Genomic DNA, 11,853 nt, shown 5'->3' on the forward strand with positions numbered 1-11,853 from the left:
GATCCGTGGGGCCTTCCCGTTTGTCGCATCGCCGATGCGAATCAGCCCGTGTTCTGCAGGCCGGCCGCGACGCCCGAGACGGTGCACAGGATGAGGTAGATGAACTCGGCCTGCTGGCTCTTGCTCAGCTCCTCCTTGTCCACCTTCTTGCGCAACGAACGCAGCGCCAGCACCTGAGTGACGGACAGCGCATCCACATACGGCGAGCGGATGCGAATCGCCTGGCCGAGCACATGACGGTGCTGCAGGGGCCATTCGTCGTTGACGATGCGCAGCACCCACTTGCGGGTGAGCTCCATCTCGTCGAGCACCTTGGTGCTGAGGTCCTCGCGGTCGCCCAGCTCCAGGTACATTCGGGCGATGCGCTCATCCGTCTTGGCCAGCGACATCTCGATGTTGTCGATGAACGTGCTGAAGAGCGGCCATTCCTCGTATGCCTTGCGCAGCGTGGCGAGGTCATTGAGCTTCTCGCAGGCCGTGCCCAGACCATACCAGGCGGCCAGGTTGATGCGCGCCTGAGCCCACGAGAAGACCCAGGGGATGGTGCGCAGGTCGTCCAGCGACTTGGCGCCGAGCCCGCGTTTGGCGGGACGGGATCCAATCGGCATCAGACCGATCTCGTTGAGCGGCGTGACGATGGAGAACCACGGGGTGAAGTCCGGAGTCTTCAGCAGATCGACGAAACGCTCGTGCGCCGCGTCGTTCAGCGACTTCGCCATCCCGGTGAACTTCTCGGTCATCTCCGTGTTGGTCTTCTCGACGCTCGGAGCGGACTGGAGCAGGGTGGCGGCGGCCACGGATTCGACGTGGCGGACCGCCAGCACCGGGTTGCCGTAGCGGGCGAAGATGACTTCGCCCTGTTCGGTGAGCTTGAAGCGGCAGTTCACCGAGCCGACCGGCTGCGCCAGAACCGCGCGGTTGGCCGGACCGCCGCCACGACCGACGGCTCCGCCGCGGCCATGGAACAGCGTCAGGTCGATGTCGTGCCTCTTCGCCCAGTTGGCGATGCGCTCCTGCGCGTAGTGCAGAGCCAGGGTCGCGGAGACAGGGCCGGCGTCCTTCGACGAATCGGAGTAGCCGAGCATGACCTCCATCTTGCGGCCGGTGGCCTTGAGCCTCGCCTGCACCTCGGGGATCTTGATGATCTCCTCGAGCACGTCGACGGAGTTCTGGAGGTCCTCGAGCTGCTCGAACAGGGGGATGACGTCGATGGTGGGTACGTCCTCCGGGTGCGCGAAGGCCAGCCTGTTGAGCTCGAAGACGTCGCGGACGTTGCGCGCCGACTTGGTGAAGGAGATGATGTAGCGACGCGCCGCCTTCATGCCGTTGCGCTTCTGGATGGATCCCAGGGCGCGGAAGGTGTCAAGCACCTCATGGGTCATGGGCTGCAGCGGGCCGCGTTCGCCATGGAGTCCGTGCTCGCGGATGTCCTCAAGAGCCCGGGAGTGCACCAGCGAATGCTGGCGGAACTCCATCTCCACCATATGGAAGCCGAAGGTCTCGGCCTGCCAGATGAGGTCCTGCAGCGGTCCGTAGGCGGAACGTGCGGCACCCGCCTGGGCCAGGGATCGCTGAACGACCTTGAGATCGGCGATGAAGTCATCGCAGCCTCTGTACATCAGGTCGGCGTCGCGCGTGACCGTGTAGTGCAGCCGATCCGCCATGACGAGCATGACCGCGCGGTGCGGCTCCTTCGTGGAGATCAGAGAGGCCTTGTCGGTGAGGCGCTCGCTCATCTCCTTCTGATGGTTCCACAGGTTCATGAGCTCGGCGCTCGGAGGCGTCGTCTCGGACTCCATGGTGAGGTTGCGTCCGACCGTGCGCGTGCTGCGCTCCAGGGCGGCGATCACATGGTCGCTGAACTTGCGGGCCACCTGACGGCTGACCTTGGCGGTGACGTTGGGGTTGCCGTCGCGGTCGGAGCCGATCCAGCTGCCGGGATGGAAGAACGCGGGGCATACGGGTTCGACGAGTCCGGCCTTGTCCCCGAGCACCCAGTCATCGAAGCGCCGGTAGATCATCGGGATCGTCGTGAACAGGGTGTTGTCGAAGATGTCGAGGATGGTGTTGGACTCCTCGACGGGAGTGGGCTTCTTCAGAGCGATGGGGGAGGTGCGGAACAGCGCGTCGATCTCGTTGTAGAGACGGCGGGTGTTCTCCTTCTTGTCGGAGCCGCCGAGCGTTCTGTTGGCGCTGAGCAGCTGGGAGACGCGACGGATCTTCCCCTCGACGGCCTTGCGGCGGGCCTCGGTCGGATGCGCGGTGAACACGGGATGGAACTCGAGCTTCTCAAGAAGCTCCTTGGCCTTCGCCGGGCCGAGCTCGCCGATCAGCTGATGGTAGGCGCTGGTCATCTCGTTGACCGGGTCCACCGCCTGGTCCTCGTGCACCTGGTTCTCGCGCTGATGGAGCACCGAGACCCGGTAGTTCTCCTCGGAGAGGTTGGCGAGATGGAAATAGGTGGTGAAGGCACGGGCGAGCAGCTGCGCGTCATGCAGATTCATGCCGTCGATGGTCTCGACGGCCTTGGCCAGGCCGTCCTCGTCCGGATTCGGATCGGTCATCGTCTCGGAGAACCGCTCGGCGCTGGCCTCCACGGCGTAGTTGCGCACCGTGTCGAACTTGACGAGCAGATCCTTGCTGTATTCTCCGAGGACCTCGCGCAGAATCTGCAGACACAGATCCATGTCGTATTTCAGCGAGTCAGGAACGTCACGCTCCTCGGGACCTTTGGTCCCCAGGCCGGACGTCACGATGGTGGCGTCCGCAGGCGTGATCTGTCGATCGTGTGTTGTCATCAGACCTCCTTGGCCGAAAACGGTTGCCCGATCCTCCGGTCCTCCGCGGCTCCTCCGCGGTTGTTGTTGCCGGATGTTGCGGGCCCACAGCCGATTTCGGTGGTTGCGGGGCTTATTGTAGGGTTCCCCGGTCGACACCGATGTTTCCTATGTTTCGTCCTTTCCGGACGCCGTGCCCAGGGTGAGCGGTAGAAAGGGATTCGTGAGCATTCGCGACCTCCCGGAACCAGACATCCACGAATCCGACGGCGACGGGCATGCGCCCCGCCCGGCCCCCTCCTCGCATTCCGGCGTGGCGGCCTCGGCGGCGGCCGTGCGTCGCTTCCATACCCACGCCATTCCGCTCGACATGGAGGACATCGAACGCGACTGGGATGCGCCCGTGGACGAGGCGGGCATCGCGGCGAAGGCCAGCATCATCGTGCGCGTGGGCATGCTCGACCTGGGCGCGGGAACGGGAAGCTTCCGCGTGCGCGAGATGATGCATCGCATCGCCTATCCCCTCGGAGTGCATGTGCGGGCGGACGTCAACCTCACCGACATCGAGGCCACCTGCACCGATGGCAGGGATCGCATCACCGAGGTGGTGGACCTGCCCACGACCGGCGTCAACACGGAGCGCATCTGGCTGCTCGAGCATTTCGCCGACTGGTTCAGCGTCAATCTGGGGATGGACTCCATCTACCATGCGCGGCCGGTGATCTCCGAGGAGCTGGTCGAGAACCTCGACAGCCCCGAGGCGCGCAAGTCGGCGATGAAACCGGTGCGTGAGGCCATCGCGGCCCGTGCCCGCGTCCGTGTGCATCATCCGCCGCGTGGTGAATACGCCGAGCACTTCGACCATGTGGGGAGACCCTCGGCGGATTCGCGCGTCACGCCGGTGATGACCGTGCGGCAGGTGCATGAGCGCCTCGACCTCATCGAACGGCGGAGGCCTCTCTATGCGCCGTGGTTCTCCGGTCTGGCGGGTGCGGTCGCCTGCGCGGCCTTCGTGTTCCTTCTGGGAGGCGGTCCGTACGACATGGTCGGCGCCTTCGTCGGCGCGGGACTCGGCCAGTGGCTGCGTCGTCGTCTGTTCGCGCATCGGCTCAATCAGTTCTTCGTCACCTTCGTCTGCGTGGCCGTGGCGGCGCTCGCCTGCACGGGCATGCTTCGTCTCATCGGGCTGGCGGATCCCATCGCCCTGCAGCATGACACCGCCTACATCGGGGCGATGCTGTTCGTCATCCCTGGATTCCCGCTGATCACAGGAGGTCTTGACATCGCCAAGATCGATTTCCCCTCGGGGATACAGCGGCTGTGCTACACGCTGGCCATCATCCTCATGGCCACCCTGGCGGGGTGGATGGTGGCGTCCATGGTGCATCTCAATCCCCAGGGCTTCGAGCCTCTGGACCTCAACCCCTGGGTGAACGCGGGCCTTCGCCTTCTGGCGGCCTTCGGTGGGGTGTGGGGGTTCTCGGTGCTGTTCAATTCCCCCCAGCGCATGTGCTTCACGGCGGCCGTCATCGGGGCGATCACCGACACTCTGCGCCTGACGCTGACCGATATGGGCATGGCCGCCGAGGCCGCGGCCTTCATCGGGGCCATGCTGGCCGGCCTGCTCGCCTCCGCCTGGCGCTCGTCGGTGCGCCGGGGCTGGCTGCCTCCGCATCTGGGCTATCCGCGCATCTGCCTGACCGTGCCCTCGATCGTCATCATGGTGCCTGGGCTGTATATGTATCAGGCGATGTTCCATCTGGGGCAGTTCGACACCCAGGAGGCTCTGGACTGGGCCTTCCGGGCCTTCATGGTCATCCTCTGCCTGCCTATCGGCCTGGCGATGGCCCGGGTGCTCACCGACCGCAGCTGGCGCTACGACGACTAGGTCCCGGGCTTCAGCCGCGTTCCTGCGTCCCGCGCGCCCGGCTGGCGGAGGCGGCGGCGCGTGTCGGTTGGCTTGAATCCAGCCCCGGCTGATGTGCTCCCCTAGCTCCTGTGGTAGGTCCACCGCCCGGCAAGCATCGTCGCCCTGATCGTCGAGGCAAGACCCCTCATCTCCTCGGGCGAGCAGGCGTCGTAGGGATTCGAGTCCATCAGCACCAGATCCGCCGGGTCGCCGACCTGGGGGGCGTCGCGCCCCGTCGCGGTCGACGCCCTCAGGGCCGTGGGGGCGTCCAGACGCTGGCCGGCCTGGAAGGGGCGGCGGTCTGAGCTGTCGGTTTCGAAAACAGCCGCGGACATCGCCAGCCAGGGATCCAGAGGCGCCACGGGGGCGTCCGAGCCGAAGCGCAGCCGTGCGCCCGCGTCGTGCAGGGAGCGGAAGGGGTAGGGGAGGGACGTCTGCGTCGCCCAGAAGCGAGAGATGACGTCGCGGTCGTCCATGGCGTGCTGGGGCTGCACACTGACGTCCAGCTCCAGACGGGCGAAGCGCGGGATGTCACGCCCGCGCAGCAGCTGCGCGTGTTCGATTGAGCCGTGCGCCCGCGTGCGTTCGACGGCGTCGAGCACGATGGCGTTCGCACGGTCTCCGATGGCATGGCAGGCGATGGCGAAGCCGTTGTCGGTCGCCAGTCGGAAGTAGTCCTCGATCTGCGCCGGCGTGTAGCTCAGGACGCCGCAGGTGGGCGTCTCGATGCCGGAATAGGGGGCGTAGCAGTATGCCGAACGCGTGTTCAGCGAACCATCGGCGATAAGCTTCATCGCTCCGACGTGGCCCAGTCCGCGGCTGCCGGGAAGCTTGTCGCCGGTATGCCAGCCCGCGTCGATCGCCGCCTGAAGGCGTTCGGGATAGACGCCGGCCTCCACCCGCAGAACGTCGGCGCCCGCCGAGAACCGCCCGATCCAGGACGCGATGGGTTCGGCCATCTCGTAGTCGCGGATGCCGACGACCCCCTTGGATGCCGCGTCGGCTTCGGCTCGACGGACCAGGCTGAGCTCCTCGTCGGCGGCGCCGGGGAAGGAATCGAGCCGATGGTACGCGTCGAACCATTCGAGCTCGCCCACCAGACCGGAGGAACCGACATGCACGTTCAGCAGACTCGCCGCCGCCGAATTGACCCACCCGCAGTGCATATCCGCGCTCGACAGCGCCACAGGTTGTCCTCCGGACGCGTCGTCGATGGCGGAAAGGCTCGGCTGCTGGTCATCCGTCCACAGGGAGTGACGGAATCGCATGCCCACGACGATTCTGCGGGGATCCAGGCCTCCGGCGCGGGAGCTGAGCCCGGCGATATGCTTCCGAAGCATGCCCATGGCCTCGTCGGCCGACCGGGCCCGCAGCAGGTCGAGCCTGCCGAAGGTCTGCGCCCATTGGGTGAAATGCGTGTGGCAGTCCCACAGGCCGGGAATCGCCCACAGCCCGTCGGCGTCGATGGCCTCGACCTCGCCGGGGGTCGCCCGGGTTCTCCGCGATGCGGTTCTGCTCGGACGGGTCGGCCCGTCCGCCGACGCAGCGGATCCGGGGGTTCGAGCCGAGCCGCCCATGGTGATGGCGGCGATGGTCCCATCGACGATGTCGACGTCCGCGTCCGCATCGGAGCCGAGCAGTCTGACGCCCTTCAGCCTCAGAGCATGTCCATCCCCGTCCGGGGGCAAGGAGGTTGATGCGGAATCGGAAGGGTCGCGGAGACATGGCATGCGTCGATTCTCGCACGCCGTCATGTCGTCGTCTCGATGGTTTCGCAATGCTTCATGGACGGTCGAGACGCCGGTTCGACGACCGCAGCCGATTCGTCTGTGGTCGCTGAGAGAGATCAGCCGGTTCGTGAACCGTGAGGCTCAGTACTTCATGCCCATCGCGCCGCGTACTTCGTCGAGGGTGCGCTCGGCGGTGGCGTTGGCCCGGCCGTTGCCGTCTCTGAGAATGTCGCGGATCGAGTCCATGTCCTTGGCAAGCTCGGCGCGGCGCTCGCGATGGGGCGCCAGGAACTCGTTGACGTTCTCGATGACGTATTTCTTCAGGGCGCCGGCTCCGGCGTCGCCGATCTCCTCGGCGATGTCCTTCGGATCGCGGCCCGTGACCAGGCCGGCCGTGGTGAGCAGGGCCGAGACCTGGGGACGGCCGACGGGGTCGAAGGTGATGCGGCGCTCGGAGTCGGTGGGGCTTTTGCGGATGAGCTTCGCCGTCTCCTCGGCGGTGGCCCCGAGCATGATGGAGTTGCCGTAGGACTTGCTCATCTTCCGTCCGTCGAGTCCGGGGATCTCCGGGGCGTCGGACAGGATGGCCGCGGGCTCGGGGAACACGGGCCGCGCGGCGGCGTAGCGTTCGTTGAAGCGACGGGCGATGGTGCGCGTGATCTCCACATGCGGGAGATTGTCCTTGCCGATCGGAACGACGTTCGCCTTGCAGAAGAGGATGTCGCAGGCCTGGTGGACCGGGTAGGTGAGCAGCAGACCTGTCAGGGCGTGTCCGGAGGCCTCCATCTCGGACTTGACGGTGGGGTTGCGATGCAGCTCGGCCTCGGTGACGAGGGACAGGAACGGCAGCATGAGCTGGTTCTCCGCAGGGACCGCGGAATGCGTGAAGATCATGGTCTTCGTCGGGTCGATTCCCGCGGCCAGATAGTCAAGCACGAGGTTGAGGACGTTGTCCCTGATGTGTTCGGTCGTGTCCCGGTCGGTGATGACCTGGTAGTCGGCGATGATGATGCTCGTATTGACGCCGCGGTTCTGCATGGCGACGCGCTCTCGAAGCGACCCGAAGTAGTGCCCAAGGTGCAGGCGGCCCGTCGGACGGTCGCCGGTGAGCATGGTGAAGGCCCCCGGATTCGCGTTCAGCCGTGCCAGCGTCTCGTCCGACAGCCTTTTGGCCGCCAGAAAGCTCGCGCCGATCTCGTTGCCCACTGCGGTCACCTGCTGCTCGTCTGCCATCGCATCGTCCTTACGCCTATGTCCGGAAGTGTGAAATCATGCCGATTCGCCCTTATCGTAAAAGTCCGAGAAGACAACCCCGGACGATGCTCAGGTGGTACTCTCGTGTGTGATGCATTGATACATGGTGATACGCAGGGGGTCAGATGGGCCGCGGACGTCAGAAAGCTAAACAGCAGAAAATAGCCCGTAAGCTGAAGTACCTGACAACCGACACGGATTACGACGAGCTTGCCAAGGAGCTCAGCTCCCAGGAGCCGGGCACGGAATCTCCGGATTCCGCTGCAGACGTCGCAGATGGACATGGTTCCGTGGGATCACTCGCAGCCACCTCCCGGGAACCGGACGCCCCCGTGGAGGCCGACGAGCTCGATGACTACGCCCGATGGGCGGCCCAGGCCGCGGCCAAGGCGACGGGCGATGAGACGCCGGACGTGGGATCGAAGGGCTCCTCCTCCGCATCCGCTGCCCAGCCCCCCGCCTTAAGGGCACGCCAACGCATTCCGATGCCCGTTCCCAGCATGCTCAGGAAGCCCTCCCCTCACCGTTCCGCTGCGTGATTTCCTCTCTTCGGCGCACGCCGAAGCGCTCGAAGACGCTTGGCGGCGCTTATCCTCTGGATACTCATATCGCCAGGTATCGGTAATCCGTCATCGCTCCTTGCCGGCATGCCTGCCCGACGATCATCGATGGTGGTCGGTCCGGGTCCCGTCTCGGCCGTGTCCGCGGATTTCGCCGGTCGCCGCAGCTTCCTTGCGGAAGGGCGTGACAATGCGGTTCCTGATCCGCCTATAGGGAAAGACGATAGCGTGCCGGGCGGCGGACGCCGCCCGGGCACGGTCGCGCATCTATACTGGCGTCACCTCCCTGAACGCCCGAACATGATTCGGCGGGGGCGGTGGAGGGCATGCTCCGGGCGGCGGTCGCAGAGCCGTGGAGGTTCCGGGGCCTCGAGAAAAAGAACTCGAGAAAAGAAAGAAGACAGAGGGAAGAGAGAACAATGACCGTTTCACACGCACGAAGAACACGCCGGTTCACCGTTTCGGCCCTTGCCGCCGTGGCCGCGTTCAGCCTGCTTCTGTCCGGCTGCGGCTCACAGGGCACGTCATCCTCATCCGCGTCGGCTTCTTCCTCTGCCACCGGCAAGGCCTTGGATACGGCCGCGTACGACAAGCTCATCGCGTCAGGCGCCGTCGCCGATGCATCCACCGTCTCCGGCAACGAGTGGGCGTCGACGGTGAAGAAGGCGGGGGTGCTCGCCGTGGGAGGCACCAAGACGTCCACGCTGTTCTCGCTGCAGAGCACCGACGACAATAAGGTCCGCGGATTCGACGCCGGCCTGTCCCAGCTGCTTGCCCGCTACATCCTGGGTGACGCCAAGATCCAGCTCAACGTCGTGGATTCCTCGACCCGTGAGGCCGTGCTGCAGAACGGTACGGTGGAGGCGGTCTTCGCCACCTATTCCATCACGTCGGAGCGCAAGCAGAAGGTCGATTTTGCGGGGCCCTACTACGTCTCGCGGCAGGGGATACTCGTCAAGTCCACGACGACCGACATCGCGTCCGTCAAGGATCTCGCCGGCAAGAAGGTCGGCGTGCAGGCGGGGTCCACGGGTCCGCAGATCGTGAAGAAGTACGCGCCGAAGGCGACCGTCCAGGAGTTCCAGACGGACGCGGAGATTCTCCAGGCCATCAGTCAGGGCAGGATCGACGCCTACGTCGTCGATCAGTCCCTCGTCCTCGGGGACGTCGCCAAGGATCCCTCCGCCTACAAGTCCGTCGGCAGCGGCTTCGGGACCGAGGATCCCTATGGCATCGGTCTTCCCAAGGGGTCGGATGCCGTCGCCTTCGTGAACGCCTGGCTCAAGAAGATCGAGGCCGACGGGACGTGGGCGAAGCTGTGGGCGCTCACCATCGGCGACAGAACCGGCGTGACGACGGTTCCCACACCGCCGAGCCTGGACGAGTGAGTCCGCTCCGATGACCACGGGGCGGTCGACATGGGGCGACCTGACCTATCTGCTTGGTCGCTATGGAGGCGAGTATCTGGCCAGCTACGCAGTGGCGCTCAGAATCGGCGTCCTGTCGTTTCTTGGCGGGCTTCTTCTCGGCGTGGCGCTGACGGTCCTGCGCATATCGCCGATACCGCCGCTTCGTGCGGCGGTATCGGGGTATGTTGAGCTTTTCCGTAACGTGCCGGTGCTCTGCCTGCTCATCTTCGTCGTGTTCGCGCTTCCCGAGGTGGGAATCGTCATCGACTACGAGCCGTGCGTCATCCTCACCTTGGTTCTCGTCTCGTCGGCCTTCGCCTGCGACAATCTCCGCACGGGCATCAACGCCATCGACCCGGGGCAGATCGAGGCCGCGCGATCCCTGGGGTTCTCCTTCGCGGGCATCGTGGGCTCGGTGGTGCTTCCCCAGGCGCTGCGCAACGTGGTCCAGCCCATGGTGACTTTGTTCATATCGGTGATCATCAGCTCCTCGACCGGTGCGCTGGTTCCGTTGGCGCATACGGAGCTCACGGGGCTCGTCTCGCAGATCAACACCACCGAGGCCCTGGGCGTCCCGACCTTCCTCGTGGCCGCGCTGTTCTATGTCGGCACCGGTCTGCTCATAGCCGCCGTGGGGCGGCAGATCGAAAGGCGGGTGTCGGCATGGCACTGAGTGCGACCGAACGCGCGCTGTTCGGGATCCCCGGTCCCAGGGCCAGGCGTCGCATCATCGTCGGGACCGCCGTCTCCGCGGTTGCGCTTGCGACGATCGCCGCTCTTGTCGTCATTCGCCTGTACGACAACGGACAGTTCGACGAGCGGTACTGGAGCCTGTTCTCGCAGGCCAACGTCTGGGTCTTCCTTGGTCAGGGCTTCATCGGGACCCTGCGCGCCGCGGCCGGGGCGGGAGCCATCGCCCTCGTGGGCGGACTCGTGCTCATGTTCGGCCGACTGGCCTCCTTCGCGCCCCTGAGATGGCTGGCCACGGCCGTCATCGAGTTCCTGCGGGGGACGCCCACGCTGCTTTTCATCTACTTCTTCTTCCTCGTCCCCTCGCAGTTCGGCATCCATCTGAGCACGTACTGGATGGTCGTCATCCCCGTGACCATGTACGCCTCGGCCGTTCTCGCCGAGGTGTACAGGGCGGGTGTCATGGCCGTTCCGCGCGGGCAGGGGGAGGCCGCCGAATCGCTCGGGCTGGGGCGGTGGCAGTCCTACCGCTACGTGATCCTTCCGCAGATGTTCCGCATCGTGGTGCCCACGATGGTCACCCAGCTCGTCGTGGTGGTCAAGGACACGACCTTCGGGTACGTCGTGACGTACCCGGAGATGATGCAGAACACGAAGGTCGTCATCGCCAACTACAACAGTCTCCTGCCCGTGTATCTCGTCACCGCCCTCATCTACGTGGTCCTCGACTACGCGATCTCCTGGTCCGCGCGTCGGCTCGCGGCGAGGGGCGGCGGCAGGATCCTGGTCTGACCTCTGCGTCCGCCCCTCCCATGGGGGCGGCGTGCGGTGATCCCCCGCCTGGTGCCCCCCGTCCGCGGAGCCGGACTTCGTCCGGGCCGTCAGACGAGCGGAAGCAGGCCGCCGAGGTCGTCGCGTTCCCCTACGGCCGTTATGCGACCGCTCACGCGTTCGTCATCCCAGACGCTCAGTCCCGCGGCAAGGCGAAGCCACGTCTCCGGATCCAGCTCGATGACGTCGGGCGGGGTGAGATTGTGCGGATCGGACTGCGGTCCGGCGAGGATCTTCACGGCTCCCCACGGCGGGACGCGGACCTCGACCGCTCCTCCCGGAGCCCGTTCCTCGAGCAGATGCAGGGTGTAGCGCACCGCCATGGCGACGTCCTGCCTGGAGGGCGTCCGTCGGGCGTCGTGCGTCCCCGCCGTTCGCGTGCCGGACGACATTCTCCCCGTCTCATCCACGCCGGTTGCGCAGACCTCCGAAGTCCTGTGCTCACGCCACGTCGCGAAGGCCTCACGCCCGCGGGGAATGTCCCTGTCCCTGATGACCGCCATATCGGGATTCTTCCTCGTCCCGACGACGTGATTCATCGGGACCCCATCCGAGGTTCTGGCGATGGGGTTCCCGCATGGGACGGAGAGATCTCCCCGAACATGGCGGGCGGTGCCGTCAGCACCTCGGAAATGCCGGGGATGTTGTAATCTCTCTGTGAGAACGTATGCAGGGCTTCCTCGTACCCGCGAA

The 11,853-nt window shown here is 65.7% G+C and carries 9 protein-coding genes; 5 read left to right on the forward strand and 4 right to left on the reverse strand.

What is annotated here, in order from left to right:
* Positions 1–41: 41 nt before the first annotated feature.
* Complete coding sequence (locus tag RWX87_RS03340) at positions 42–2,798, reverse strand: phosphoenolpyruvate carboxylase (RefSeq protein WP_314686923.1); 2,757 nt, start codon at positions 2,796–2,798, stop codon at positions 42–44.
* Between the two features lie 292 nt (positions 2,799–3,090).
* Here RWX87_RS03340 and RWX87_RS03345 point away from each other — a divergent pair, with 292 nt between their 5' ends.
* Entirely contained in the window at positions 3,091–4,665 is a 1,575-nt protein-coding gene (locus tag RWX87_RS03345) for a threonine/serine exporter family protein (RefSeq protein ID WP_314686940.1), read from the forward strand.
* 101 nt (positions 4,666–4,766) lie between these two features.
* On the opposite strand, the gene RWX87_RS03350 is transcribed toward RWX87_RS03345, so the two are convergent.
* Both RWX87_RS03350 and trpS read right to left on the reverse strand, forming a co-directional pair.
* Positions 4,767–6,416, reverse strand: a complete 1,650-nt coding sequence (locus RWX87_RS03350) for an amidohydrolase (protein WP_314686925.1) — start codon at positions 6,414–6,416, stop codon at positions 4,767–4,769.
* Between the two features lie 141 nt (positions 6,417–6,557).
* Positions 6,558–7,649, reverse strand: a complete 1,092-nt coding sequence (gene trpS, locus RWX87_RS03355) for a tryptophan--tRNA ligase (protein WP_314686927.1) — start codon at positions 7,647–7,649, stop codon at positions 6,558–6,560.
* 146 nt (positions 7,650–7,795) lie between these two features.
* On the opposite strand from trpS, the gene RWX87_RS03360 reads away from it, so the two are divergent.
* From RWX87_RS03360 to RWX87_RS03375, 4 genes are all read left to right on the forward strand, one after another.
* Complete coding sequence (locus tag RWX87_RS03360; RefSeq protein WP_314686929.1) at positions 7,796–8,209, forward strand: DUF3073 domain-containing protein; 414 nt, start codon at positions 7,796–7,798, stop codon at positions 8,207–8,209.
* Between the two features lie 440 nt (positions 8,210–8,649).
* Positions 8,650–9,618: a glutamate ABC transporter substrate-binding protein gene (locus RWX87_RS03365; protein WP_314686930.1), complete on the forward strand. Its 969-nt coding sequence runs from the start codon at positions 8,650–8,652 to the stop codon at positions 9,616–9,618.
* A gap of 10 nt (positions 9,619–9,628) precedes the next feature.
* Positions 9,629–10,312 carry an ABC transporter permease subunit gene (locus tag RWX87_RS03370; protein WP_314686931.1) on the forward strand — a complete coding sequence of 228 codons (684 nt, stop codon included), beginning with the start codon at positions 9,629–9,631 and terminating at the stop codon, positions 10,310–10,312.
* Positions 10,303–11,121 (forward strand): amino acid ABC transporter permease, encoded by an 819-nt coding sequence (locus RWX87_RS03375; RefSeq protein WP_314686933.1) that lies wholly within the window; start codon positions 10,303–10,305, stop codon positions 11,119–11,121. The genes RWX87_RS03370 and RWX87_RS03375 overlap by 10 nt, the downstream gene beginning before the upstream one ends.
* Before the next feature lie 89 nt (positions 11,122–11,210).
* Here RWX87_RS03375 and RWX87_RS03380 read toward each other — a convergent pair whose 3' ends face one another.
* Positions 11,211–11,552 (reverse strand): sterol carrier family protein, encoded by a 342-nt coding sequence (locus RWX87_RS03380; RefSeq protein WP_399552289.1) that lies wholly within the window; start codon positions 11,550–11,552, stop codon positions 11,211–11,213.
* Between the last annotated feature and the right edge of the window lie 301 nt (positions 11,553–11,853).

The sequence above is a fragment of the uncultured Bifidobacterium sp. genome, assembly GCF_963540075.1.
Lineage (GTDB): Bacteria > Actinomycetota > Actinomycetes > Actinomycetales > Bifidobacteriaceae > Bifidobacterium.